Raw genomic sequence first — 25,269 nt, 5'->3', positions numbered from 1 at the left:
GGTAGAAAGCGGCCCGCCACCGGGTTAGAGCCAGCGGGGACGAACTGTGGGTCCACACGGGCGCACAGGTTGCATTTGCGTCACTTTAAAGGGTATTTACTACCATTTTTAGGTACACGGCATTCCGTTTATCTGATTTTCCTATTGACCATCGCTTAGTCTCACCCTACATTTCGATCCACAAACACTTTTCGGAACGTTTGGTTCCGTTTTGATCGAAGACTGGAGACACGACATCATGAGCGAACATCTTCCCGAATCCCTCGCCGCAGGCACCCAGGCTGGCGCCGTCACCACTGGCCCGCAGGAGATGACCCCGTCGGAAGCCTTTGTCGAGACCCTCGCCGCCAATGGCGTCACCGACATGTTCGGCATCATGGGTTCGGCCTTCATGGACGCCATGGACATCTTCGCCCCCGCCGGCATCCGCCTGATCCCCGTGGTGCACGAGCAAGGCGCCGGCCACATGGCCGACGGCTATGCCCGCGTCTCGGGCCGCCACGGCGTGGTCATCGGCCAGAACGGCCCCGGCATCAGCAACTGCGTCACCGCCATCGCCGCCGCTTACTGGGCACATAGCCCGGTGGTCATCGTCACCCCCGAGGCCGGCACCATGGGCATTGGCCTGGGCGGCTTCCAGGAAGCCAAGCAGTTGCCGATGTTCCAGGAGTTCACCAAGTACCAGGGGCACGTCACCCACCCGGCCCGCATGGCCGAGTTCACCGGCCGCTGCTTTGACCGCGCCATGGCCGAGATGGGCCCGACCCAGCTCAACATCCCGCGCGACTACTTCTACGGCCAGATCAAGGCCGAGATCCCCCTGCCCCAGCGCCTGGACCGCGGCCCCGGCGGCGACCAGCGCCTGAACGAAGCCGCCGAGCTGATCGCCAAGGCCAAGTTCCCCGTCATCATCTCCGGCGGTGGCGTGGTCATGGCCGACGCCATCGAGGAATGCCAGGCACTGGCCGAGCGGCTCGGCGCGCCGGTGGTCAACAGCTACCTGCATAACGACTCCTTCCCCGCCAGCCACCCGCTGTGGTGCGGCCCGCTCGGCTACCAGGGCTCCAAGGCAGCCATGAAGCTACTCGCCCGCGCCGATGTGGTCATCGCCCTCGGTTCGCGCCTCGGACCCTTCGGCACCCTGCCCCAGCACGGCATGGACTACTGGCCCAAGCACGCCAAGATCATCCAGATCGACGCCGACCATAAGATGCTCGGCCTGGTGAAGAAGATCTCGGTGGGCATCTGCGGCGATGCCAAGGCAGCCGCCGTCGCCCTGACCGAGCGCCTGGCCGGCCGCACGCTGGCGTGCGACGCCTCGCGCGAAGACCGCGCCGGCCAGATCGCCGCCGAGAAGGCCGCGTGGGAGAAGGAACTCGACGAGTGGACCCACGAGCGCGACCCGTACAGCCTGGACATGATCGAGGAGCAGAAGCAGGAGCGCACGCCCACCGGCGGCCACTACCTGCATCCGCGCCAGGTCCTGCGCGAGCTGGAAAAGGCCATGCCGGAAGACGTGATGGTGGCAACCGACATCGGCAACATCAACTCGGTGGCCAACAGCTACCTGCGCTTCAACAAGCCGCGCAGCTTCTTTGCCGCCATGAGCTGGGGCAACTGCGGCTACGCCTTCCCCACCATCATGGGCGCCAAGGTGGCCGCACCGCATCGCCCGGCCGTGTCATACGCCGGTGACGGCGCCTGGGGCATGAGCCTGATGGAGACCATGACCGCCGTGCGCCACAACATCCCGGTGACGGCCGTGGTGTTCCACAACCGCCAGTGGGGCGCGGAGAAGAAGAACCAGGTGGACTTCTACAACCGCCGCTTCGTGGCGGGCGAGCTGGACAACCAGAGCTTTGCCGAGATCGCCCGCGCCATGGGTGCCGAAGGCATCGTGGTGGACAAGCTGGAGGACGTGGGCCCGGCACTCAAGCGCGCCATCGACCTGCAGATGAACCACGGCAAGACCACCATCATCGAGATCATGTGCACCCGTGAGCTCGGCGACCCGTTCCGCCGCGATGCGCTGGCCAAGCCCGTGCGCATGCTCGACAAGTACAAGGACTACGTCTGAGAGCCTGTGGACTAAGTATGTAAGCGCGCGATAGTCCGTTGCCCGGGCATTCCGGGCAGTGGACTATCCGCCCCTCGCGGCAGGCGCCGCATGCGATACGCAATGATCTGCAACGATATGCAACGCCTGCCGCAATCCACACCCGCGCGACCACGGGCCCAGGCGGCGAGCCAATCGCCGACCTACTATAGAAACCGTGGCGCGTGACCCTGTGCAGTGCAGGAGACAAGCAAAGTGATTACCGAGCAGCAGCAATCAAGCGGCCTGAAGCACGGGCTGAAGCAGCGCCACATGACCATGATCGCGCTGGGCGGCGTCATCGGCGCCGGCCTCTTCGTCGGCAGCGGCGTGGTCATCAAGTCCGCCGGCCCCGCCGCCGTCGTTTCCTTCCTCATCACCGGCCTACTGGTGGTGCTCGTCATGCGCATGCTGGGCGAAATGGCATGCGCGCTGCCCACCGTGGGCTCCTTCTACGAATACGCCCGCGAGGCCTGGCGCGACCGCCCCGCCGTGAGCGAGCTGGCCGGTTTCCTGACCGGCTGGATGTACTGGTATTTCTGGGTGATCGTGGTCGCGCTCGAAGCCGTGGCCGGCGCCGACCTGGTGCGTTTCTGGCTACCGGATGTGCCAGCCTGGAGCATCAGCCTGGTGCTGCTGGTGATGCTCACGCTGACCAATCTGATCTCGGTGAAGTCCTTCGGCGAATTCGAGTTCTGGTTCGCCTCGATCAAGGTAGCCGCCATCGTAGTGTTCCTCTTCCTGGGCGCCCTGTTCGTGCTCGGCATGTGGCCCGGCGCCACCGCCAGCGTGGCGCACCTTACCGTGCATGGCGGCTTTGCACCGAACGGGATCATGCCAGTGCTGACCGGCGCGGTGGCGGCCACGGGGTTTTACTTCGGCGCCGAGATCGTCACCATCGCCGCGGCCGAGACCGCCGAACCGCAAAAGGCCGTGGCCAAGGCCACCAGCTCGGTCATTACCCGCGTGCTGGTGTTCTACGTGGGCTCGGTGCTGCTGGTGGTGTGCCTGGTGCCGTGGAACTCCGTCGGCATCGCCAGGCCGTACGTCAGCGCGCTCAATGCGATGGGTATCCCTGCCGCGGCGCAGATCATGAACGCCGTGGTGCTGACCGCGGTGCTGTCGGCGCTGAACTCGGGGCTATATGCTTCGTCGCGCATGCTGTTCGCGCTGACCAAGCGCGGCGATGCGCCCAAGGCGCTGGCCAAGCTGAGCCGCAACGGCGTGCCGGTCAGAGCCATCCTGTTCGCCACGCTGTTCGGCTACGGCGCGGTGGTGATGTCGTACGTATCGCCGGACAAGGTCTTTGCCTTCCTGGTCAATTCCTACGGCACCGTCGCCATCTTCGTCTACATCCTGATCGCCATCTCGCAGCTGCGCCTGCGCGCCCGGCTGGAGCGCGAGGCGCCGCACCGGCTCAAGGTGCGGATGTGGGCCTTCCCCTACCTGACCTGGATCGCCATTGCCGGCATGGTCGGGATCGTGGTCGCCATGGCCTTTATCCCCGACCAGCGCACCCCGCTGCTGCTCGGCGTGGCCAGCCTTGGCATCCTGGTGCTGGCGTACGGCGTGCGCCAGCAGATCCGAAAGCACGCGGCCGCCGCGCCGCTGGGCGAGGTGCGGCGGGCTGACTGACACGCCCATCGGCCCAGCCGCCTTGCCGCGATGCGTGGCATCGCGGGCTTGCTTCCCTCCCAATGCCTTGCGGGCCGCCGCGGCCACCTTTGCGCGGCGGCCTGCCTTCGCCTGCCCGGCGTGTACCTGATGCGCAGCTTTTCGGCAGCGCCACTGGCCCAAACGATTCATGGGATCTGGCCCTACTGCATTGCGCGTCACCTCTCTATGCTGCAGTCATAGGCCGCGCAGGTCCGGCGAGCGAATCACCAACACCATCAAGGAGACTCAAATGGCAAACCCCCAGGTCACCGCAGACACCCTGCAAGCCTTCAGCGACGCGTGGAACCGCCACGACATCGAAGCGCTGATGAGCTTCATGGCCGATGACTGCGTGTTCCACGCCGTGGCCGGCAGCGAGCTGTTCGGGCGCAGCTTCGAAGGCCGCGCGGCGGTGCGCGAAGGCTTCCAGCTGGCATGGCAGGCCTTCCCCGACGCCGCGTGGCTCGACGGCGAGCATTTCGTGGCGGGCGAGCGCGGCGTCAGCGAATCCACGTTCCGCGGCACCAAGGCGGATGGCACGCGGATCGAGGCGCGCATGGTGGATGTGTTCACCTTCCGCGACGGCAAGATCGCGGTGAAGAACGCGTACCGCAAGGATCGCCCGCCCGTTGCCGTCGCCGGCTCCGGTGCCGCCAACTGATTCCAGCCCCGCCAGAGGGCATTTGAGGATGACAAACATGGACGCCACCGCCGCAAGACTGATCCTGCCCGAAGGCCACGCCACCGCGCCTTCGAAGCCGTACGACCCGGCCTACGACCCGCTGGTCGCGCCCACGCCCGGCCAGGGCCGCGAGTACGCCCCCACCTACTGGATCGGCACGGCCGGCGAGCCGCCCCCGGACGATGGCCCGATCACCCACGACATCGACGTGGACGTGGCCATCATCGGCTCCGGCTTCACCGGGCTGACCTGCGCGATCTTCCTCGCGCAGGAGCACGGCATCAAGGCGACCGTGCTGGAGGCCAACCGCGTGAGCTGGGGCTGCAGCACGCGCAACGGCGGCCAGGCGCAATGCGCCTCGGGCAGGCTCAAGCGCTCGCAGTGGATCCAGCGCTACGGCCTGGATACCGCGCTGCGGCTGCATGAGGAAGTGTGCGACGGCATGGAGACCTTCAAGGGCCTGATCAAGGACATTGACTGCGAACCGCAGCCCGGCGGCCATCTGTACATCGCCCACAGGCCCAAGGTCATGCCCGCGCTGGAAAAGGAAGCCAAGGTGCTGCGCGACGTGTTCAAGTACGACGCGCGCATCCTGGATGCCGACACCGTCAAGCGCGAATACGTCGACGACAAGGAAGCCGCGGGCGCCATGCACGAGCCAGAAGGCATCGGCATCCACGCCGGCAAACTGGCCTTCGGCTACCTTCGCAAAGCGCGCGCGCTGGGCGCCAAGGTGCATCCGTCCAGCCCGGTGCTGAGCTGGGAGACGCGCGGCGGCGTGCATTACCTCAAGACGCCGGGCGGCATCGTGCGCGCCCGCGCGGTGGGCGTGGCCACCGGCGGCTACACCTCGCCGAGCCTGCATGCGCAACTCAAGAACCGGCTGTTCCCGATCCTGTCGAACTCCATCGTCACGCGCCCCCTGACGCCCACGGAGCGCGAGGCATGCAATTTCCGCACGACGCAGGTCATCACCGATACCCGCATCCTGCGGCACTACTACCGGCTGATGCCGGACGGCCGCCTGCAGATCGGCAGCCGCAGCGCCATCACCGGCAACGATGCGCCGCAGCATAAGTACAAGGACAAGCTCATTGCCGACCTGCACCGCAAGTTCCCGGCGCTCGAAGGCATCCAGATCGACTATTCTTGGTGGGGTTGGGTCGATGTGAGCCATGACATGATGCCGCGCATCTTCCAGCCGGACCCGGCCCAGACCATTTATTACGCGATGGGCTACGGCGGCAACGGCGTGATGTACTCCGCGCAAGCGGGCAAGCGCATGGCGGCGTTGATCGCGGGCAAGAGTGCGGGGCCGGAACTGCCGATCTTCCGCTCGGCGCTGCCGTTCCCGAATGTGCGCGAGATGGTGGAAGCGCAGGCGTTCGCGCCGTTCCGCCGCTTCGGGCAGTGGTTCCTGTATCGCTGGTATCACATGAAGGACGAAGTGATCTGAGATCGGAGCTCGAACGTTGAAGGTTTTGGAAAGCGGCGTCGCCTAAGAACCGTAACCCCCACTAAAACACAAGGAGCCAGGCATGGGCCGAGGCCAATATTCCGTCCCCCCGCAGCCGGGCCGCCGCGGCGTGCTCCGCTCGCTCGGTGCGCTGGGCGCCGGCGCCGCGCTCACCCATCCGGCGCTGCGGGCGCTGGCGGCCACCACCGCCGATGCGCGCATCGAGCTGCCGTTCGAGAACGGCGAGCGCGAACTGGTGGCCTTTCCCCAGAAGCGCCCGCTGATCCTGCTGACCAGCCGGCCACCGCAGCTGGAGACACCGTTCGGCGTCTTCAACGACGGCACGATCACGCCCAACGATGCTTTCTTCGTGCGCTATCACTGGAGCGGCATTCCCACCAGCATCGACCCGCAAACCTACCGGCTGCGCGTGGGCGGCAAGGTCAATGCGCCGCTGGAACTCTCGCTCGACGAGATCAAGCGCCTGGCCACCCCGGTCGACCTGGTGGCGGTCAACCAGTGCTCGGGCAACAGCCGGGGCTTTTTCTCGCCGCGCGCCAACGGCGGGCAACTCGGCAACGGCGCCATGGGCAACGCGCGCTGGACCGGCGTGCCGCTCAAAGCGCTGCTGGAGAAGGCCGGCGTGCAGGCCGGCGCCATGCAGGTGAGCTTTGACGGCATGGACCGCCCGCCGCTGGAAGGCGGCCCGGACTTCGTCAAGGCGCTGGCCATCGACCACGCGCTCGATGGCGAAGTCATGCTTGCCTGGGCCATGAACGGCGCGGACCTGCCCATGCTCAACGGCTATCCGCTGCGCCTGATCGTGCCCGGCTACTACGGCACCTACTGGGTCAAGCACCTGGCCGACATCCAGGTGCTCGACAAGCCGTTCGAGGGGTTCTGGATGAACGCGGCCTACCGCATCCCCGACAATCCCTGCGCCTGCGTGGCGCCCGGCACGGCGCCCACGCGCACGGTGCCGATCAACCGCTTCAACGTGCGCTCCTTCATCACCAGCGTGGCCGATGGCGCCAGGCTGCATGCCGGCCGCCAGACCGTGCTGCGCGGCATCGCCTTCGACGGCGGCTATGGCATTGACGAGGTGGCCTTGTCGACCGACGGCGGCCGCACCTGGCGTGCGGCGCAACTGGGCAAGGACCTGGGCCGTTACTCCTTCCGCGAATGGACGGCGGCGTTCACCCCACCAAAGAAAGGCGAGTACGAACTGAAGGTGCGCGCCAGCAACCGCATCGGCCAGAGCCAGCCGCTCACCGCGCTGTGGAACCCCGCCGGCTACATGCGCAACGTGGTGGAAACCACGCGCGTGGTGGCAGCATGAAGGAGGCCGCCATGCAATTCGCCAAGCCTTCCGGCCGACATGGCCGGATCCTCGCCCTTGCCCTGTGCGCCGCTGGCATGGCGCCCGCCGCGCAGGCACTGGAAATCACGCTGCCGCCGGAGACCGCGCGCTATACGCCGAGCGACCTGCCCGGCTATCGTCTGGTGCAGCAGAACTGCATGACCTGCCACTCCGCGCAGTATGTGCTCACGCAACCGCCATCCTCGCCGCGCAGCTACTGGGACGCCACGGTCAGGAAGATGAAGAAGCCCTTCGGCGCACCGTTCGCGGATGAAGACATCCCGGCGATGGTCGACTACCTGACCAAGACCTACGGCGCGGAGCGCACGGCCTACGCCGCCGCGCCCGCAGTGCAAGCCGCCCCTGCCACGATCGCAGGCGGCAGCCATGATCCCCAGGCCCTGCTCACGGCCAATGGCTGCACCGCGTGCCATGCTGTCGACAAGAAGGTGGTGGGGCCGGCGTTCAAGGAGGTCGCGGCAAAGTACGCGAACCAGCCGGGCGCCGCAGCGCTGGTGGCACAGAACATCCGTGCCGGCGGCGCGGGCAAGTGGGGCCAGGTGCCGATGCCAGGCTATGCAGCGCTCTCCAGCGAAGACCTGCAAAGCCTGGCTGGGTGGATCCTCGGCCGCTGAGGGGCCGCGGCGCCGGACTGCGGGCAACCCGCATTTCGCCGGCGCGCGGCTTCGCCCATAATCTGCCGCACACGACAACGGCCCGGCGAACGTCCACAAAGGCGTCCACAGCGTCGGCCACAGCAACGGGAGCGGCATGGCAAGCGTAGGCAAGGCGAATACTTTCTGGAACCGGCTGTTGCAGCTGTCCTCCGATTCCGGCGTCAGCCTGCAGGCGCAGTTGCGCCAGCAGCTGGTGTCGGCCATTCTCGCCCGGCAGTTGCCGGAAGGCAGCGCCCTGCCCTCCAGCCGCGAGCTGGCGGCCACGCTGGGCATCGCCCGCAATACGGTGATCCTGGCTTTCCAGCAACTGGTCGAGGAACGCTTCCTGGAGACCAAGCCGCGGCGCGGCTACTTTGTGGTGGAACAGTTGCCCAGCGCCGCCAAGCCGGGCTCAGCGCAGGCCCGGGCCATTGGCGCAGCCGCCCCCGAGGACGCAGGGGAAGGCGGCCCTGACTGGGGCGCGCGGCTGCCGGACATGACCGGCAAGCGCGCCATCGTCAAGCCCACCGAGTGGCAAAACTATCCCTACCCCTTCATCTACGGCCAGTTCGACCCCGCCCTGTTTCCCACCGCCGACTGGCGCGAATGCTCACGCATGGCGCTGGCCGTGCTGGAGATCCGCGGCTGGGCGTCGGACCTGATCGACCGCGACGATCCGCTGCTGATCGAGCAGTTGCAGAAGCACATCCTGCCGCGCCGGGGCGTGTGGGCCAACCCCGACGAGATCATGGTCACCATGGGCGCGCAGAACGCGCTCTATCTGTTGGCCGATCTGCTGATGCGAGGCGCGCGGGTCGGGCTGGAAGAGCCGGGCTATAACGATGCGCGCCACATCTTCGGCATGCGCGCGCGCGAGGTGGTGCCGTTGGCGGTGGACGAATCCGGCCTGTGCCCGGACGACGCGCTGGCCCAGTGCGACTACGCCTTCATCACGCCCAGCTACCAGTGCCCCACCACGGTCACCATGCCGCTGGAACGGCGCGAGACGCTGCTGCTCGAAGCCCGCCGCCACGACGTGGTGCTGATCGAGGACGACTACGACACCGAGAACCCCGCGCTGACCCAGCCCATCCCCGCGCTGAAAAGCCTGGACCGCGACGGCCGCGTGATCTACGTGGGCAGCCTGTCCAAGTCCTTCGTGCCTGGCATCCGGCTCGGCTACATCGTCGCCCCCGCCGCCGTGATCCGCCAGGCGCGCGCGCTGCGCCGCTTCATGCTGCGCCATCCGCCCGCCAACAACCAGCGCGCCACGGCCCTGTTCATCTCGCTGGGCCACCACGACGCGCTGCTGCGGCGCGTGGCGCCCATCTTCCAGCGCCGCGCCGAGATCCTGCGCGCCATGCTGGCGCGCCACCTGCCGCAGGCGCGCGCGCACAACTCGCCGGGCGCGTCATCGTTCTGGGTGGAAGGCCCACCCGGGCTCGACGCCCGCAAGCTGGCCGCGATCGCGCTCACCCACGGCGTCATCATCGAGCCCGGGGATGTGTTCTTCTCGACCGATGTGCCGTCGCCGCACTTCCGCATGGGCTATACGGCCATTGCGGAAGAGCGGATCGAGGAAGGGGTGAAGCTGCTGGGGCAGTTGATCGGGCAGGCGATGGTGCGGTGAGCGAGTGAGCCTGCACCTCAGGACTGCCGGCGCTCAAGCACATAGCCAATGCCGTGTACGCCATGGATCAGCTTGCGCTGGAAATCGTCATCCATCTTGGGGCGCAGGCGCCTCACCGCCACGTCCAGAGCATTGCTGTCGCTGTCGAAATTCATCTCCCAAGGAGTCATCTGAGAATGCGCGGTCAATCGATATCCTCAATCCGTCCCGTAAATTCGACAAGACAGCCAAAGCCGCCATGGAACAGAGCTTCGCGTTCATTCTCATGGACACCGGATTCCTGGATTCTGTCTCCGTACCGCTGCGCATCGTCCTCGGGTACATAGCCAAGGAAGCGCACGTTGGCATTGTCCCAGCGATTTCTCGCATTGGCCGAAACGCCATATGCGATAAGGAAGTGGTACTTCGGTGCATCGATCGCTCGGCGCGTCAACTGCACAGTATCCCGATGACTGATCCACGAGAAAAGGTGGCGTTCCACACTGGGTTGGTCGTCGGGACGAAATGACCCGATACGCAGACACGCCACTGACAGGCCATATTTGTCCGCGTAGAGGCGGCCAAGCGCTTCGCCAAAGACTTTGGACACGCCATAGCGGCTGTCCGGACGCGGCATGACTTCGTTGTCGATCATCCGATCGCGGCGATGAAAGCCAACCGCATGATTCGAGCTTGCGAAAATCACGCGTTTGACGCCAGCCATGCGGGCAGCCTCGAACACGTTGTAGCAACCTTCAATGTTCAGACGGCGAATACGGTCCCATGTGTCCTCATCTGGAATGCCGGCCAGGTGGACTACACAATCGATTCCCTGCATCGCTCGAACAAGTTGTTCGATGTCGGTAATGTCAGTCGTCACGACTTCCTCGCCGGCACCAGCAGGCGCTTGGGATGCGACATCGGCAAGCCGTATCAGTTCGTAATGCCCTTGCAACCCTTTGCGCAGCACACGGCCGATGTGACCGGCAGCACCGGTAATCAAGACGCGCTTCATGAACTTCTCCTATATATTGCGTGGTCGGCCTGCTTCGAGAAGCAAACCTTCTAACGGAAAGGACGGATAGTCGCCATCCATTCTGATGCGTCGCTGAGCACCAGCTATGCACCAGCTATGCACCAGCTATGCAGCGGAACTGCTCACCGCCGGTTGGCTCATTGTGGTCCGGCTATTGATCACGAACACCATGGCCAGAACACCCACCAGGTCAATCGTTGCGCCAAGCGCGAATGCACTGCTGTATCCGCCGAAGTACTGAACCGCGAAGCCAGTAACGGTGGGGCCAACGATGCCGGAAATATTGCCCAGAAGGTGCACAAAGCCGCTGACACCGCCCAGATGCTTCCCCGGAACGAGTTCGTGCATCAGCGCCCAGCAAGCCTGCGAGGAGGCAGTCAGGAATAGCACTGCGGCCGCCACCAGAGCCACTGCCGTGGCGGTTTTCGTAGCGAAACTCACGACAAGCATGGCGAGTGCCGACAAGGCGAGTGGCAACACCGCAGAGAGCTTGCGTGCATTCAGCGGATTCTTCATGCGCTTGTAGATGAAATCGGACAGGATGCCGCCACCGAAATAGCCGATTGCGCCGCACGCCCAAGGAATTGTGCTCAGGATGCTCATCTGTTTCAGGTCGAGGTGCAGCGCATTGGTGAAGTAGCTCGGCAGCCAGGATACGAAAATGAACAGGGTGTAGTTCACCGCAAACAAGCCGGTGCCCAGCGCCAGTATGCTGGGCTTGAACAGATACTCGCGCAGCGTCGTCCCGTGCTCGCCCTCCTCGGCTGGGTGCGCGGCGCTGCGGCTCTGTTCGATCAGCTTCACTTCATCCGCGGCCACACGGCGGTTCTGCGCCGGGGTATCGGTAACGAAATAGCGCCAGAAGCCGATCCAGATGAAGCCAATCAGCGCAATCACGACAAACGATATGCGCCACCCGAAGGCGATTGCCACCAGGCCGACAATCGGGCCGGCGATTGCACTGCCGAGCGTTTGCCCCGAGAAGGAGAAGCCGATCATCCTGCCGGTTTCATTACGCGGAAACCAATTGGTAATGGTCCGGTTGGTTGTCGAATTCATCGGCCCTTCCCCGAAACCGAATAACGCGCGCGCCATGAGAAGCGTGGTGAAGCCCGTCACCCCCGCGGTGAGTCCACACAGCAGTGACCAACCTCCCATCGCCCAGGAGAAGACACGCCGAGGCCCATAGCGGTCAGCAAGCTGGCCGCCGACAAATGCAAAGATCGAATATCCAAAAAAGAAGCTGCTAAAGATAATGCCGAGCTGCGACGGGGAGATGTTTAGCTCTTTGCTGATAATCGGGGCAACGACGCCCAGTGCCGCGCGATCCATGTAGTTGATCATCCCGGCCGCAAACAACAAACCGGCTACTACGTATCGATATCTTCCAGACATGATTGTCTCCAAAACTTTATACTGTTCATGAATACGCTTATGACAACTAATTGCGAATTCAAGGACCGGAATCTTCAAGCAACAGGGGTGGAAGGAAAGCGTGCCTGCTCGGCACCGTCCTTTCCTGCTCGGAACACTTCCAGCTATGGGGGGCAGACTTGAAGCGGAAAAGAGAGTTCACTACGACGAATGCATCTTGATGCGCAGAGGAGGAAGTTTGTACGGCAAATCGAAGACTCAGCCGCCTACGGCGCCCTGCGTGTTCACATACAAGGCATAGACTGACTGGCAAGAAGCCATAAAGAGCCGATTGCGCATCAGCCCACCAAAACAGAGATTGGCACAGCGTTCGGGAAGCGCGATCCGGCCGATCAGTTTTCCCTCGGGCGACACGCACATGACGCCGTCAAGATCGTCGCTGCCCATGCCCCAACCACACCATAGGTTTCCGTGAATATCGCAGCGCATGCCGTCGATGGTTCCTGCGCCCGCATCGAGCAGGATTCTTCCGTTGGCGATCTGCGTGCCACCGTCGACGAGGTCATAGGCCCAAATCTTGCGCCCTGGCGTCCCACGCGATTCGATGACGTACAAGATGCGCTCATCGGCGGAGAAGCACAGGCCGTTGGGCCCCTTCAACTCAGTTGTCATGACCGTCGGCGAGCCCGACCCGGCATCGATCCGGTAGACCGAGTGCGGTAGTTCCGGGGTCGCGGCGCGACCTTCGTAGTTGCCCTGTATTCCCATTGGCGGATCGGTGAACCAGATGGAACCGTCAGATTTGACGACGACATCGTTGGGCGAATTGAGGCGCTTTCCCTCAAAGCGGTCGATCAACACCGTGAGGCTACCGTCGTATTCGGTACGCACAACGCGGCGCCCGCCGTGTTCGCACGTGATCAATCGTCCTTGCCGGTCGCGCGTGTTGCCGTTGGCGTAGCCGGACGGTTGCCGGTACACGCTGACCGCGCCAGTCTCCTCCTCCCACTTCATCATTCGGTTATTCGGAATGTCGCTCCACAATAAAAAGCGGCCATCGCCGAACCAGACTGGCCCTTCCGCCCAGCGAAATCCAGTTGCGATCTGCTCCACCGCGGCGTAGGCGATCCGGTATTTCTCGAACTCCGGATCCAGCACCTGAATGCGAGGATCGGGGTATCGTGCACTTGGTTGCCACATGACGTACCTTCCTTCTTGCTGTTCCCGTATGCCGGCAGTCAGCTCATGATGCCGATATGCCAGGGCACGAACTCGTTGTCCCCGAGCCCTAGCAGTTCGCTCTTCGACGCCTTGCCCGAAGCGGTAAGCAGCATCAGCTGAAAGATCTCTTCGCCGACCTGCTCGATGGTTTTCTCGCCGTCCAGAATCGTGCCGCAGTTCAGGTCCATGTCTTCCTCAAGCCGCCGGTACATCGGCGAATTGGTGGCCAGCTTGAGGCTGGGTACAGGCTTGGCGCCGAACATCGAGCCGCGTCCGGTGGTGAAGGCGATCAGGTTGGCGCCGCCGGCGATCTGCCCGGTGGCCGAGACCGGGTCGTAGCCCGGCGTGTCCATGAATACAAGCCCGTGCTGGGTGACCGGCTCGGCGTAGCGGTACACCTCCATCAGCGGACCCGTACCGCCCTTCATCGACGAGCCCAGTGACTTTTCGAAAATGTTGGCTAAGCCACCCATCTGGTTGCCCGGGCTGACCGCGCCGTTGATCTGCACGTCACGTCCGACGGAATAGTCCTCTTTCCACCAGAGTACCCGTTCCAGCAGTTTCTCGCCGACTGCGCGGCTGGCGGCACGGCGGGTCAGCGTGTGCTCCACCCCGTAGATTTCCGGGGTCTCCGACAGGATGGCGGTGCCGCCGTGGCGCACCAGCAGATCCACAGCCGCCCCCAGCGCCGGATTGGCGGTGATGGAGGAAAACCCGTCCGAACCGCCGCACTGCAGGCCCACGGTCAGGTGGCTGGCCGGCACAGGACGGCGCTCCACGCTGTTGACCAGCGGCAGCAATTCCCTGACCGCGGCAATGCCGGCCTCGATGGTCTTGCGCGTGCCGCCACTTTCCTGCATGACGAAGGTGCGCAGCAAGGGACCGGGTTCCAGAGACTGCGTGTCGAGCAGGCCTTTTAGCTGGTTGCGTTCGCAACCCAACCCTACGATCAGTGCGGCGCCCAGGTTGGCGTGGCGCGCATAGCCGGCCATGGTCCGGCGCAGCAGATCCATCGGCTCGCCGGTCATCTCCATGCCGCAGCCCAGCGAGTGACTGAACGCCACCACGCCGTCGACGTTGGGGAAGTCGGCGAGCCTCTGCGGCGTGAACCACTCCGCGATCTTGCGTACGACGGTGGCCGAGCAATTCACCGTAGAGAGGATGCCGAGATAGTTGCGCGTGCCCACACGGCCGTCATCGCGCACGATGCCGTCGAAGCTCGCCTGCCGGTCGGCTTCGATCGGGACCACGGGCAGGTAATCGCGGCTGAAGGCGTAGTCTCGCTCGTATTCCTGAAAGCTGACGTTGTGCGAATGGACGTAGCTGCCCGGCTGGATGTCGGCTGCGGCAAAGCCGATGCAGACGTTGTACTTCAGGATCGGCTCGCCGGCCTTGATAAAGCGGGCGGCGATCTTGTGGCCGGCGGGCACCTGGCTGCGCACCCCCCAGGTTTCCCCCGGCATTTGCGCGCCGATGGCCACATTCATGCGGGCGACCAACACGTTGTCCGCGGGATGCAGGCGGATGCAAGGTCCAATGATGCTCTTTTGCTGGGTTTCCATACTACGTTTCCTGGAATGCGGAATCGGATAAAGGCCAGGCGCTCATTCGGCCTGGATGCCGGCGCTTTTCACCACGCCGCCCCACTTGGGGACTTCGGTGGTCATGAACGTGCTGAACTGTTCGGGACTGGTGCCGAGGATAGTGAGCCCCTGCTCGGTGAACTTGGCGCGCAATCCCGGATCTTTCAGGGCTATGCCGACTTCGTCGCTGATCTTGCTGGCGACAGGCTTGGGCGTCTTGGCAGGCACGAACAGGCCATACCAGGTCAGCACCTCGAAGTCCTTCAACCCCGCCTCCGACATTGTTGGCACCTGCGGCAGCGCCGGGGCGCGCGCCAGGCTGGACACCGCGATGGCCTTGAGCTTGCCGCTCTTGATGAACGGTGCGGCTACCGGCACGTTGGCAAACATCAGGGGCACGGTGCCGGACATCACGTCGGTCAGCGCCGCCGCCTCCCCCTTGTACGGCACATGCGTCAGCTTGATGCCGCTCATCGAATCGAATAGTGCACCGGCAATGTGCTGCGGTCCGCCAGCGCCCGACGAGGCATAGCTGCCCAGCTTGTCGGCACGCGCGAGCGCGATCACATCCTGCACCGTGCGGGCCTGCACCGACGGATGCACCACCATCACCAGCGGCATCGATACCACTTGCGTCACCGGCATGAAATCCTTCAGCGGATCGAATGGCAGATTTGCGTACAGGCTCGGCGCGATGACCATGGTCGACTGCGACGCCAGCATCATCGAATAGCCGTCGGCGGCCGACTGGGCCACGTTGGTCGCGGCGATGGTGCCGGTGGCCCCGGGCCGGTTATCGACGATCACAGTCTGGCCCGTCTGCTTGGCGAGTTGGGCACCGATCTGGCGGGCCACGATGTCGGCGCCGCCGCCGGGGGCGAAGCCCACCACGATGCGGATGGTCTTTCTCGGATAAGCGTCGGCGGCCCTTGAAGGCGAGGCGCAGAGTATCGCCACGATGCCGGCAATCGCTGCGCACAGCACAATACGCCGGCGCTCATGGTTGGACTGGTGGCTGAAGGGGGTGGTTGGCATGGTTGTCTCCCGGTTGTTATGTCTTGTTTTCAGCACTGGTCCATCGCGGTTCTTTGTCCACGGATGGGCCGATGGTCCCGTTGTCGGTTCAGGCCGCCAGCAGTTGCGCGTCCGGCATCACGAAGCCCAGCGCGTCCAGCGACTGCGCCAGGGCCAGGCGCTGGCCGGGTTGCAACTCCGTGAGCGGCGGGCGCACGATGCGCCATGCCTCGTCCGTGCTCTGCGCGGCGATGGCCTCCTTCATGGCTGCGATCATCGGGAACTGCTGGAAGGCGGCGCGGGTGCGGTTGAGTGCTGCCTGGCGCTCGTCGGCGTCGGCATCCCGCCAGTGGCGGTATAGGCCCACGATGGGCGCGGGGTTGACGTTGCCGGTGGCGGTAATGCAGCCGGCGCCGCCGGCGCGCATCGTTTCCAGCAGGAGAGCCTCGGTGCCGGAGAACACGTCGAAGCCGCGGGCGCCGAATCGCTCGATCATGGCGCGCGTATTGGCGAAGTCACCCGAGCTGTCCTTCACGCCGGCGATGATGTCGGGATAGGCGCTCAACAGGCGGTCGACCAAGTCCAGGCCGAGCGGCACCTGGCTCACGGCGGGGATGTGATACAGGTAGACCCGCAAACGCGCATCGTCCACCCCCTCGATCACCTGGGCAAAGGCACGGAACAGGCCATCGTCGCTGACGCCCTTGTAGTAGAACGGCGGCAGCATCAACACGCCGGCGCAGCCCGCCGCCACGGCGTGGCGAGTCAGGGCGATGGCATCCGGCAGCGCGCAGGCGCCCGTGCCGGGCATCAACCGGGCGGCAGGAATACCAGCCTCGAGCAGTACGTCCAGCAAGCTGCGCTTTTCGTCGACCGACAGCGAATTGGCTTCCGAGTTGGTGCCGAACACCGCCAGCCCCACGCCTTGCGCGGTCAGCCAGCGGCAATGGCGCACGAAGCGCTCGGCATCCGGCGCATAGTCGGCGCCGAACGGCGTTAGCACGGGAGAGAAAACCCCGCGGGGGCGGGAAACATTGCTCATGGGTCGTCTCCTGGGGGAATCTTGATTCGAATTGAGACAGATTGTAGAAACTGGCAGAATGCAAAAACAGCATTGACCGCCTCGTTCAATCAATAGAATTTTTTTGTTATGGACACCCGCTACCTGCAGAGCTTCGTTGCCGTGGTTGAGTACGGTTCCTTCGCGGAAGCCGCGCGTCGCCTCGGCCTCACGGCAGCGGCAATCGCGGCGCGAGTCCAGGCGCTGGAGGACGCGCTGGATACCCCCCTGGTCCAGCGAGCGGGCCGCACGGTCCAGCCAACCCAGGCGGGCTTGCGCGTCCTGCCCAAGGCGCGCGCGGTGGTGCGCGACGTGCGCGACCTGAGCGCAGTGGCGCATGACGACACCCTGCTGGGGGAATTGCGGCTGGGCGTGTCGACCTCGTCGTTGACCGGTCTGTTGCCGCGGATCCTGGAGGGGCTCTACGCGGCGCATCCGCAGCTGAAGATCTTCGTGGAGCCGGGCGCCTCTTCGCACCTGTACCGGCGCATCGTCTCGGGCGACCTGGACGCTGGCATCATCGTGGCGCCGCAGTTCACGATTCCCAAGGCATTCGCCTGGCAAGTGCTGGTGGAAGAACCGTTTATCGTGCTGGCATCGCAAGCCATGGCTGGCCGCGGCGCGCATGACCTGCTCGCCAGCGAGCCATTCATTCGCTACGACCGCGGCATGTGGGGGGGGATGGTGGCAGACCGCTACCTGCAGGAGCACAACATCGTGCCGCAAGAGCGCTTGGAGATCGATGCGCTCAATGCCATCGCCACCATGGTCCACCAGGGCATCGGCGTCTCGCTGGTACCGGACTGGACGCCGCCGTGGCCCGAGGGCCTGAAGCTGGCGCGGATCCCGCTGCCCGGGCGGGCACCGGTGCGCAAGGTGGGGTTCCTGTGGTCGCCACACGGAGCGCACGCCGCCCTGTCGCAGGCATTCCTGGATTTCGGCTTGGCCTCCTCGCGCCGGGCGGGGGAACGCTGACCGCGCGGCCGCCGCCATCGCGGTGCGCACGCGCGGTGGCGCCCACAGCATTTAGCGCTCGGCCGCCTGGCCTTCCGTCCAGGCCTTGTACCGCGCCTTGTTCTCCTCGTTGGGCGGATACAAGCCGGGCAACGGCGCGCCGCGCTCCACTTGCTGCATGATCCAGCCCTCCAGACGCTCCTGCTCCACCGAGGCGGCAATCACTTCGTCCAGCATGGCGGCAGGAATCAGCACCGCGCCGTCCTGATCCACCACGATGACATCGTTGGGGAACACCGCGACCCCGCCGCAGTCGATGGGCTCCTGCCAGGCGACGAAGGTCAGGCCGGCGACCGAAGGCGATGCCGCTACGCCCCGGCACCACACCGGCAATCCCGTGCCCAGCACCCCCGCCACATCGCGCACCACACCATCCGTCACCAGCCCGGCCACACCGCGCTTGCGCAGGCGCGCGCACAGGATATCGCCGAAGATGCCGGCGTCGGTCACGCCCAGCGCACCCACCACCGCGATGCAACCGGCCGGCATGTCCTCGATGGCCGCGCGCGTGGAAATCGGCGAACCCCACGAGGCCGGCGTCGCAAGGTCTTCGCGAGCGGGCACGAAGCGCAAGGTAAAAGCGCGGCCGACCAGGCGCGGCTGGCCGGGTGCCAGCGGCTGCGTGCCGCGCAGCCATATGTTGCGCAGGCCGTGCTTGAGCAGCACGGTGGTCAGGGTGGCGGTGGTCACGCCTTGCAGAGCCTTGACCACGCTCTCGTCGAGGGGAAGCGATGCGGTCGCCATGATGTTTCCTTGTTTCATTTGGTTTGGGGTTGAATCAGCCAGTGCCGCACGCCCGTCATGCCTTGCCAGACGCCGCAGCAGGTGGTCGACTTCGTGCCGGGCGGTGGCCGACATGGCCGCCGCTGGCTTGCGCCGCGCAGGTGAGGATCCCGCGGCGCATCATCACGTACTTGCGCACGGGTTCAAATACTCTGGATGAGGCCACCGTCGATGCGGATGGTCGAGCCGGTGATATAGCCGGCGCGGTCGCTGGCCAGGAAGGCCACCGCATCGGCATATTCCTCCGGGCGGCCGTAGCGGCCCACGGCGATGGCAGCGGTGCTTTCGGCCGACACGTCCGCCACCGGGCGATGCTCGCGCCCGGCCTTGGCTTCATCCAGGAAGCGGATGCGGTCAGTGGCGATGCGCCCCGGCAGCACGATATTGATCGTCACGCCGTCACGGCCGACTTCACGCGCCAGCGTCTTGGACCAACCCACCAGCGTCAAGCGCAGCGCATTGGAAATGCCCAGGTTCGGAATCGGCGCGACCACGCCGGATGAGGTGCTGGTGACGATGCGCCCCCACTGCCTGGCGCGCATGCCGGGCAGCACCCGGTCGGTAATCGCGATCACCGACAGGACCATGCTTTCGAAGTGCTTGCGCCACAGTGCCGTTTCCTGGCCGAACGCGGTGGTGGGCGGCGGCCCGCCGGTATTGTTGACGAGGATATCGACCTGGCCGAACCGGGCCTCGATGGCGGCGACATGGGTCTCGATCGACGCCAGGTCCGCGAGATCCCAGGTGCGCGCTAGCGCCGCGCCGCCCTTGGCGGTGATCGTAGCGGCGGTGCGGCTTGCTGCTTGCTCATTGACGTCTGCGACCACGACCTTCGCGCCCTCCGCTGCCAGCGCCAGCGCGATGGCGGTGCCCAGGCCGCCACCGCCGCCCAGCACCAGAGCTACCTTGCCCTCAATTCCTAATTGCATGAATGCCTCACATGAAAAACCTGAAAAACCTGAAAAACCTGAAAAACTTGAAACGCTTGGATTGACACTTCTCGGTTGCCTGCCGGGTTGGGAGCAGCCCGGCGCTCACACCACGGCCACCGGCGTCAACGCCGCGCCCCCGCCCAGCACGGCTCGCACGTTATCCAGCATCAACCCCAGCATCACCGCGCGCGTTTCCCGCGTGGCCGAACCCGCGTGCGGAGAGAGCAACACGTTCGGCAGCGCGCTCAGCGGCGAATCGGCCAGCGGCTCGGACTCGAACACATCGAGCGCCGCGCCCCGGATGGTGCCGGCCTTCAGGGCCTCGCCAAGTGCGGCCTCGTCGACCACGCTGCCGCGCGCCATATTGAGCAGGTAGCCGTTCGGCCCCAGCGCAGCCAGTATCGCGGCGTCGACCAGGTGGCGATTCTGCTCGGTCGCGCGGCAGGTGAGGATCAGGATGTCTACCGACGCGGCGAGCGCGAGGGGGCTTTCGCAATAGCGGTATGGCAGGCTTGCGCGCTGCGTGCCGGTGTAGGCCAGATCCACGCCGAAGGGCGTCAGCCGCCGCGCAATGCCCATGCCGATGCGGCCGAGCCCGACGATGCCCACGCGCTTGCCGGCCAGGCTGGTGGTGAGCGGGAAGTTGTGCTCGCGCCAGGCGCCGCCGCGCACATGGCGGTCGGCCGCAGGAATCTGGCGCAGCAGAGCCAGCAACAGGCCGATGCCGAGTTCGCAGACGGCCGCGTCCAGCACCCCGGGCGTGTTGGTGACCACGATGCCGCGCTTGGCCGCATGGGCGACGGGGATGCCGTCGTAGCCCACGCCGGAGGTCGCGATCACCCGCAGCGCAGGCAGGCGGTCGATTACCTCCGCGCGCACCTGGTAATTGCTGCGCGTGACGATGGCGCGCACCGCGCCGCGCAAGGCACCGTCAGCCGCGATCTCGGCCTCGCAGACGCAGCGGAAATCGGCGTCGATGACGTCTTGCTGCACAGCGTCGAAGAGGCCGATGCGCAGCACCGGCTCACGTGTATCGCTTGTCATGCCCACCCCTCCTCACTCTGGCGCCTTGCCGCGCGTTTCGGGCGCGCGCAGGAAGTCGAAGTCGACGCCCTGGTCAGCCTGCGTCACGGTCTGCAGGAACAACTTCAGATAGCCACGCGGCGCGCTCGGCTCGACCACGGGGAAAGCCGCGCGGCGGCGCTCCAGTTCCTCGTCCGATACCAGCAGGGCGAGCTCGCGGCGGCTCACGCTCAGGCGGATGCGGTCGCCGGTTTGCACCAGCGCCAGCGGCCCGCCTACGGCGGCTTCGGGGGTCACATGCAGCACCACCGTGCCGAACGCGGTTCCGCTCATGCGTCCGTCGGAAATCCGCACCATGTCCTTGACGCCGGCCCGCGCCAGCTTGCGCGGGATCGGAATATAGCCGGCCTCGGGCATGCCCGGCGCGCCCTTGGGGCCGATGTTCTTCAGCACCAGGATGTCGTTGGCGTTAACGTCCAGGTCGTCCAGGTCGATGCGCTCGATCAGGTCCTGCGCGCTCTCGAAAACCACCGCGCGGCCCTCGTGCTCCATCAGCTCCGCGTTCGCCGCGGACTGCTTGATGATTGCGCCGCCAGGCGCCAGGTTGCCGGCGAGCACGGCGATGCCGCCTTGCGGGTAGATCGGATTGTCCATGCTTCGCACCACATCCTGTGCGAAGCCCGGGCCGGCATTATCTAACTCCTCGCCTAGCGTGCGGCCGGTGACGGTCAGCGCATCGAGGCGTAGCAGCGGGCGCAGTTCGCGCAACAAAGTGGCCATCCCGCCGGCCTTGTGGAAGTCCTCCATATAATGCTGGCCGTTCGGCTTCAGATCGAGTAGCACCGGCGTTTCGCGGCCCATGCGGTCAAGCGCCTGCATATCGATATCCAGGCCCATGCGGCCGGCGATGGCCGCCAGGTGCACGATGCCGTTGGTCGAGCCGCCGATGGCCAGCAGCACGCGCATGGCATTCTCGAACGCAGCCGGCGTCAGGATGCTGTCAATGGTCAGGCGCTCGCGCGCCATCGCCACGGCGCGTGCGCCGGTCTCCTCGGCAATGCGGATGCGGTCGGCGGTCACGGCCGGCGGCGTGGCGCTGCCCGGAAGGCTCATGCCCAACGCTTCGGCCAGGCAGGCCATGGTGCTGGCGGTGCCCATCACCGAGCAGGTGCCGACGCTGGCCACCAGTTGGCTGTTGACCTGCGCGGTCTCATCCGCGTCGATCTCCCCGGCGCGGAACTTGCCCCAGTAGCGGCGGCAGTCGGTGCATGCACCCACGCGTTCGCTGCGGTGCGAGCCCGTCAGCATGGCACCGGTGACCAGTTGGATCGCGGGCACGCCGGCAGAGGCCGCGCCCATCAGCTGCGCCGGCACGGTCTTGTCGCAGCCGCCGATCAGCACCACGGCATCCATCGGCTGGGCGCGGATCATTTCCTCCGTATCCATCGACATCAGGTTGCGCAGATACATGCTGGTCGGCGCGGCAAAGCTCTCGTGGATGGAGATGGTCGGGAACGCCATCGGCAACCCGCCGGCGAGCATGATGCCGCGCTTCACCGCTTCGATCAGCTGCGGCATGTTGCCGTGGCACGGGTTGAATGCGCTACCGGTATCGGCGATGCCAATCACCGGGCGGTCGAGCGCCGCATCGGTATAGCCTGAGCCTTTGATGAAGGCCTTGCGCAGGAACAGCGAGAACCCAAGGTCACCATAGTTGGTCAGTCCTTTGCGAAGGCCTGTGTCTGCGGCGGAAGTGTCCGGTCCTTTCGGTTTGGTAGGGGTCATGGTCGTGAGGAGAAGTCGGTTCAGCTATCGTTCAGCTATCGTTCAGCTATCGGAATTGATATGGGCGTCGGTGATTACCTTTTCCCAGCGGGTGACCTCGATGCGCAGGCGCTCGGCCGCCTTTTCAGGGGTTGTCGGCGGCAAGGCATAGACACCCTGCTTCAGAAACTGTGCCTTGACGTCGGGCATTGCCAGGATCCTGGTCAGCGCCGCATTCAGGCGCTCGACCACCGGTGCGGGCGTGCCCGCAGGTGCCAGCACGCCGAAGGTGGAGCTGACGTCCAGCGAGGGCATGCCGCTCTCGGCGGCAGCGGGCACGTCCGGCAGCATCGAGATGCGCGTCGGCGCCGCCACGGCAAGCGCGCGCAACTGTCCCGCCTTGATGAACGGCTGCGCGGCCGGCACGGTCTCCACCATCATGTTGACCTGGCCGGCCACCAAGTCTGTCATGGCGGGGCCGCTGCCCTTGTACGGCACATGGGTCATGTCGATGTTTGCGTCTTTCTTGAAGATCTCGGCCGCCATGCGCTGCGGGGCGCCGGCACCCGACGAGGCATAGTTAAGCTTGCCGGGATTGGCCTTGCCGTACTTGACCAGTTCCTGCAGCGTACTGACCGGCACCTTGGGATTGACCACCACCACCAATGGCACGGAGCCGACTACCATCACCGGGGTGAAGTCCTTGATGATGTCGTAACGCAAGCGCCCCTTCTCCAGGGTGGCCATGGTGGCGTGAGACGTGAGTGCGCCCATGAGCAACGTATAGCCGTCTGGCGTGCTCCGGGCGACCACTTCAGCGCCAATGTTGCCGCCTGCGCCTCCCCGGTTGTCAACGACCACTTGCTGGCCCAGTACTTCGCCCAGGCGGGTGGCGACGATGCGACCGATCACGTCCGTAGCGCCGCCCGGCGGATAAGGCACGACCAGCCGGATCGGCTTGTCCGGATAGGCCGCGAACGCGGCCGGTGCAAGGGTGAAAGCGGTCATGGCGGCAAGGGCCAACAGGCCGGCCCGCAGCAGGGTTCTGCGAGTCGCATTGGTGATGGGGAATTCCATGTCGTCTCCGGTTTCTTGTTGTCGACGCACCCCTGGCGGGGGGTGCGTCATGTACGGAGTTTGACGAAGACGGAAGATAAGAAGAAGCGATCCCCAGACCGATTAACCAAAAGATTATTTTGGTTTCGGCAGCGCCCCCACCGGGGCGAGGCGCAGGCTGGCTAGCGCCAGCATTCCACGCTGCGCGGCCATCTCTTCAAGAAATGGCTTTTCAGTCGGCGCGTGCTAAGCGCGCCGTGGACGTGGACGCTGGTGCCCTGCGCGCGAGGGCAGCCTGCTCGAAACCATACGCGTACTGGATCAGTTGAGCCTCGCTCCAGGGCTGACCGAGAAACTCCATGCCGACGGGCACGCCGCGCGGAGCATCCCCGGTTGGAGAAGAAAACCCGGCAGGAACAACAACGGCGGGGAAACCTGTTAGCGAAGCCAGAATACCATTGCGTTCCTTCTGGTCATACTCTCCAATCGGCACAGGCAGGCGTTTTTGGTGTGGATAAATCATCGCATCCAGCCGATTTTCCGCCATCAAGTTTGCAAGACTCATCTTAAGCGCTTCGATCTTTAGTATCCGTTCCTTGTAGTCCGGTTCATTCAGGCCATTTTCCAGACCTTGGGCGGACAGCAAGAATTTACTCAGCGATTGATGCGTTTTTCCACTGGCGATGATCTCATCCAGTGAATGTGCGGGATAATTTTTTCCGCCCGTTTTGAGGTAGGCATTAATGCTGCTTTTGTATTCATACTTCTGCACATCAAGGCCAGCATTCAATTTATCAGTATCCATCTCCGGCGTTGAGACGGGCACAATAATTGCTCCCTTCTTCTTCAGAATATCGATCGCATTCGCCATGACGCGATTGACCTCCTGATGGTCTGGCCCATTTCCGAAAAGAGTCTGCATTACACCGATCCGCACCCCTTTCAACCCTTCCTTGCGCAGGGAATCGGTATACGTCTTGGGGATGTGCCCGACGCTAAATGCAGTCACTGGATCGGCTCGATCATACCCCGCCATGACGTCGAGCATGCGGGCGGCATCGCCCACCGAACGCGCAATAGGTCCCGCTTCATCTTGAGTGAAGGAAACCGGCACGATGCCAGATCTGCTGACCAATCCAAGCGTCGGCCGAATTGCAACCAGGCTATTGCTAGAAGCCGGCGAACGAAGCGAATTTGCCGTATCCGATCCGGTACCGATCGTTGCGAAATTTGCAGCCAGTGCCGCCGCGGTGCCGCCGCTTGAGCCACCGGGAGTCAATTTTAGATCGTAGGGATTCTTTGTCTGCCCGCCCAGGGAGCTCACAGTAACGCCGCCTAGCGCAAACTCCTGAAGATTAGTCTTTCCAAGAATCAATGCACCATTATTCTTTAGTTTACTTACAACAAACGCATCTTCTGCGGGCCGCGCCCCAGCCAACGAAGCGGAGCCCCCAGTGGTTGGCATGTCTGCAGTATTGTAATTATCCTTGAGGACTGTTGGAATGCAGTGCAATGGTTTCATTTTTCCACTGCGCTTGAATTCCAGATCCATGGCATCTGCTTGCGCAAGAGCATCCGGATTAATGTAGAGCATGGCATTCAATGCCGGGCCCTGCTTATCATAAGCCTGAATTCGATCCAGATAGTTCTTTACAAGTCCATGGCATGTCAAATTTCCCGCCTGCATTGCCTCATGGATCTGGGCAACGGACGATTCCATAATATCAAATGGCTTGTCCGCTGAATAAGCTGCTAAAGGTAGCAACCCGGATACTACTACCATTGTATTGACTGCGATCTGCTTCATCAGAATGCTTCTATCAAGGTTAACGGGGAAGGATAAACATTTAATCGAACCACAAAAAATAAAGCGTCCCGAAGGATTGGCCACGCTG

At 64.4% G+C, this 25,269-nt stretch carries 20 protein-coding genes and 1 pseudogene; 8 read left to right on the top strand and 13 right to left on the bottom strand.

Annotation, left to right across the window (positions count from 1 at the left end; genetic code table 11):
- The first annotated feature begins 238 nt into the window (after positions 1–238).
- The 7 genes from xsc (at position 239) to pdxR (ending at position 9,535) form a co-directional block, all read left to right on the top strand.
- Positions 239–2,077 carry a sulfoacetaldehyde acetyltransferase gene (xsc, locus tag ACYP5B_RS12165; protein WP_459569772.1) on the top strand — a complete coding sequence of 613 codons (1,839 nt, stop codon included), beginning with the start codon at positions 239–241 and terminating at the stop codon, positions 2,075–2,077.
- Positions 2,078–2,368: 291 nt separating this feature from the next.
- Positions 2,369–3,730 (top strand): amino acid permease, encoded by a 1,362-nt coding sequence (locus tag ACYP5B_RS12160; RefSeq protein WP_459569784.1) that lies wholly within the window; start codon positions 2,369–2,371, stop codon positions 3,728–3,730.
- Positions 3,731–4,001: 271 nt separating this feature from the next.
- The gene (locus ACYP5B_RS12155) at positions 4,002–4,412 is read left to right on the top strand and encodes a nuclear transport factor 2 family protein (protein ID WP_318237279.1); all 411 of its coding nucleotides are present in this window, start codon (positions 4,002–4,004) and stop codon (positions 4,410–4,412) included.
- 37 nt (positions 4,413–4,449) lie between these two features.
- Entirely contained in the window at positions 4,450–5,889 is a 1,440-nt protein-coding gene (locus ACYP5B_RS12150) for an NAD(P)/FAD-dependent oxidoreductase (RefSeq protein WP_318237280.1), read from the top strand.
- 82 nt (positions 5,890–5,971) lie between these two features.
- The gene (gene sorA / locus ACYP5B_RS12145) at positions 5,972–7,228 is read left to right on the top strand and encodes a SorA family sulfite dehydrogenase catalytic subunit (RefSeq protein WP_459569771.1); all 1,257 of its coding nucleotides are present in this window, start codon (positions 5,972–5,974) and stop codon (positions 7,226–7,228) included.
- 11 nt (positions 7,229–7,239) lie between these two features.
- A complete protein-coding gene (gene sorB, locus ACYP5B_RS12140; protein ID WP_400096188.1) occupies positions 7,240–7,884 on the top strand; it encodes a SorB family sulfite dehydrogenase c-type cytochrome subunit in 645 nt (214 codons plus the stop codon).
- 136 nt (positions 7,885–8,020) lie between these two features.
- Positions 8,021–9,535, top strand: a complete 1,515-nt coding sequence (pdxR, locus tag ACYP5B_RS12135; protein ID WP_400096189.1) for a MocR-like pyridoxine biosynthesis transcription factor PdxR — start codon at positions 8,021–8,023, stop codon at positions 9,533–9,535.
- A gap of 17 nt (positions 9,536–9,552) precedes the next feature.
- Here pdxR and ACYP5B_RS12130 read toward each other — a convergent pair.
- The 7 genes and pseudogenes from ACYP5B_RS12130 to ACYP5B_RS12100 all read right to left on the bottom strand — a co-directional run.
- Positions 9,553–9,696 (bottom strand): annotated as a pseudogene (locus tag ACYP5B_RS12130) (winged helix-turn-helix domain-containing protein); the annotation flags it as partial.
- A 23-nt stretch (positions 9,697–9,719) separates the two neighbouring features.
- Positions 9,720–10,529 carry an NAD-dependent epimerase/dehydratase family protein gene (locus ACYP5B_RS12125; protein WP_459569770.1) on the bottom strand — a complete coding sequence of 270 codons (810 nt, stop codon included), beginning with the start codon at positions 10,527–10,529 and terminating at the stop codon, positions 9,720–9,722.
- A 126-nt stretch (positions 10,530–10,655) separates the two neighbouring features.
- On the bottom strand, positions 10,656–11,945 hold the full coding sequence (locus ACYP5B_RS12120; RefSeq protein ID WP_459569769.1) for an MFS transporter: 1,290 nt from the start codon (positions 11,943–11,945) through the stop codon (positions 10,656–10,658).
- 237 nt (positions 11,946–12,182) lie between these two features.
- A complete protein-coding gene (locus ACYP5B_RS12115) occupies positions 12,183–13,124 on the bottom strand; it encodes an SMP-30/gluconolactonase/LRE family protein (protein ID WP_400096193.1) in 942 nt (313 codons plus the stop codon).
- A 38-nt stretch (positions 13,125–13,162) separates the two neighbouring features.
- Positions 13,163–14,707: a UxaA family hydrolase gene (locus tag ACYP5B_RS12110; RefSeq protein WP_459569768.1), complete on the bottom strand. Its 1,545-nt coding sequence runs from the start codon at positions 14,705–14,707 to the stop codon at positions 13,163–13,165.
- Positions 14,708–14,749: 42 nt separating this feature from the next.
- Entirely contained in the window at positions 14,750–15,763 is a 1,014-nt protein-coding gene (locus tag ACYP5B_RS12105) for a Bug family tripartite tricarboxylate transporter substrate binding protein (protein WP_459569767.1), read from the bottom strand.
- An 88-nt stretch (positions 15,764–15,851) separates the two neighbouring features.
- A complete protein-coding gene (locus tag ACYP5B_RS12100) occupies positions 15,852–16,784 on the bottom strand; it encodes a dihydrodipicolinate synthase family protein (RefSeq protein ID WP_400096196.1) in 933 nt (310 codons plus the stop codon).
- 108 nt (positions 16,785–16,892) lie between these two features.
- On the opposite strand from ACYP5B_RS12100, the gene ACYP5B_RS12095 reads away from it, so the two are divergent.
- Positions 16,893–17,777 carry a LysR family transcriptional regulator gene (locus ACYP5B_RS12095; protein ID WP_459569766.1) on the top strand — a complete coding sequence of 295 codons (885 nt, stop codon included), beginning with the start codon at positions 16,893–16,895 and terminating at the stop codon, positions 17,775–17,777.
- Between the two features lie 51 nt (positions 17,778–17,828).
- Here the strand turns inward: ACYP5B_RS12095 and ACYP5B_RS12090 are convergent, their stop codons facing one another.
- The 6 genes from ACYP5B_RS12090 to ACYP5B_RS12065 form a co-directional block, all read right to left on the bottom strand.
- On the bottom strand, positions 17,829–18,560 hold the full coding sequence (locus ACYP5B_RS12090) for a ribonuclease activity regulator RraA (protein WP_459569765.1): 732 nt from the start codon (positions 18,558–18,560) through the stop codon (positions 17,829–17,831).
- Positions 18,561–18,742: 182 nt separating this feature from the next.
- Positions 18,743–19,528, bottom strand: a complete 786-nt coding sequence (locus ACYP5B_RS12085; RefSeq protein WP_400096199.1) for an SDR family oxidoreductase — start codon at positions 19,526–19,528, stop codon at positions 18,743–18,745.
- Between the two features lie 105 nt (positions 19,529–19,633).
- A complete protein-coding gene (locus ACYP5B_RS12080) occupies positions 19,634–20,575 on the bottom strand; it encodes a 2-hydroxyacid dehydrogenase (protein ID WP_459569764.1) in 942 nt (313 codons plus the stop codon).
- 12 nt (positions 20,576–20,587) lie between these two features.
- The gene (locus tag ACYP5B_RS12075) at positions 20,588–22,339 is read right to left on the bottom strand and encodes an IlvD/Edd family dehydratase (protein WP_400096201.1); all 1,752 of its coding nucleotides are present in this window, start codon (positions 22,337–22,339) and stop codon (positions 20,588–20,590) included.
- 42 nt (positions 22,340–22,381) lie between these two features.
- Positions 22,382–23,395, bottom strand: a complete 1,014-nt coding sequence (locus tag ACYP5B_RS12070; RefSeq protein WP_318237295.1) for a tripartite tricarboxylate transporter substrate binding protein — start codon at positions 23,393–23,395, stop codon at positions 22,382–22,384.
- Positions 23,396–23,606: 211 nt separating this feature from the next.
- Positions 23,607–25,265 carry an amidase family protein gene (locus ACYP5B_RS12065; RefSeq protein WP_459569763.1) on the bottom strand — a complete coding sequence of 553 codons (1,659 nt, stop codon included), beginning with the start codon at positions 25,263–25,265 and terminating at the stop codon, positions 23,607–23,609.
- Between the last annotated feature and the right edge of the window lie 4 nt (positions 25,266–25,269).

The organism is Cupriavidus sp. 8B, assembly GCF_054589115.1.
The sequence above is the reverse complement of the archived record's forward strand: the minus strand, read 5'-3'. Positions and strand labels throughout refer to the sequence as shown.

Bases quoted from the DNA above. Each gene is read 5' to 3' on its own strand.
- xsc (WP_459569772.1), top strand. From the start codon at position 239: ATGAGCGAACATCTTCCCGAATCCCTCGCCGCAGGCACCCAGGCTGGC.
- ACYP5B_RS12160 (WP_459569784.1), top strand. From the start codon at position 2,369: ATGACCATGATCGCGCTGGGCGGCGTCATCGGCGCCGGCCTCTTCGTC.
- ACYP5B_RS12155 (WP_318237279.1), top strand. From the start codon at position 4,002: ATGGCAAACCCCCAGGTCACCGCAGACACCCTGCAAGCCTTCAGCGAC.
- ACYP5B_RS12150 (WP_318237280.1), top strand. From the start codon at position 4,450: ATGGACGCCACCGCCGCAAGACTGATCCTGCCCGAAGGCCACGCCACC.
- sorA (WP_459569771.1), top strand. From the start codon at position 5,972: ATGGGCCGAGGCCAATATTCCGTCCCCCCGCAGCCGGGCCGCCGCGGC.
- sorB (WP_400096188.1), top strand. From the start codon at position 7,240: ATGCAATTCGCCAAGCCTTCCGGCCGACATGGCCGGATCCTCGCCCTT.
- pdxR (WP_400096189.1), top strand. From the start codon at position 8,021: ATGGCAAGCGTAGGCAAGGCGAATACTTTCTGGAACCGGCTGTTGCAG.
- ACYP5B_RS12125 (WP_459569770.1), bottom strand. From the start codon at position 10,529: ATGAAGCGCGTCTTGATTACCGGTGCTGCCGGTCACATCGGCCGTGTG.
- ACYP5B_RS12120 (WP_459569769.1), bottom strand. From the start codon at position 11,945: ATGTCTGGAAGATATCGATACGTAGTAGCCGGTTTGTTGTTTGCGGCC.
- ACYP5B_RS12115 (WP_400096193.1), bottom strand. From the start codon at position 13,124: ATGTGGCAACCAAGTGCACGATACCCCGATCCTCGCATTCAGGTGCTG.
- ACYP5B_RS12110 (WP_459569768.1), bottom strand. From the start codon at position 14,707: ATGGAAACCCAGCAAAAGAGCATCATTGGACCTTGCATCCGCCTGCAT.
- ACYP5B_RS12105 (WP_459569767.1), bottom strand. From the start codon at position 15,763: ATGCCAACCACCCCCTTCAGCCACCAGTCCAACCATGAGCGCCGGCGT.
- ACYP5B_RS12100 (WP_400096196.1), bottom strand. From the start codon at position 16,784: ATGAGCAATGTTTCCCGCCCCCGCGGGGTTTTCTCTCCCGTGCTAACG.
- ACYP5B_RS12095 (WP_459569766.1), top strand. From the start codon at position 16,893: ATGGACACCCGCTACCTGCAGAGCTTCGTTGCCGTGGTTGAGTACGGT.
- ACYP5B_RS12090 (WP_459569765.1), bottom strand. From the start codon at position 18,560: ATGGCGACCGCATCGCTTCCCCTCGACGAGAGCGTGGTCAAGGCTCTG.
- ACYP5B_RS12085 (WP_400096199.1), bottom strand. From the start codon at position 19,528: ATGCAATTAGGAATTGAGGGCAAGGTAGCTCTGGTGCTGGGCGGCGGT.
- ACYP5B_RS12080 (WP_459569764.1), bottom strand. From the start codon at position 20,575: ATGACAAGCGATACACGTGAGCCGGTGCTGCGCATCGGCCTCTTCGAC.
- ACYP5B_RS12075 (WP_400096201.1), bottom strand. From the start codon at position 22,339: ATGACCCCTACCAAACCGAAAGGACCGGACACTTCCGCCGCAGACACA.
- ACYP5B_RS12070 (WP_318237295.1), bottom strand. From the start codon at position 23,395: ATGGAATTCCCCATCACCAATGCGACTCGCAGAACCCTGCTGCGGGCC.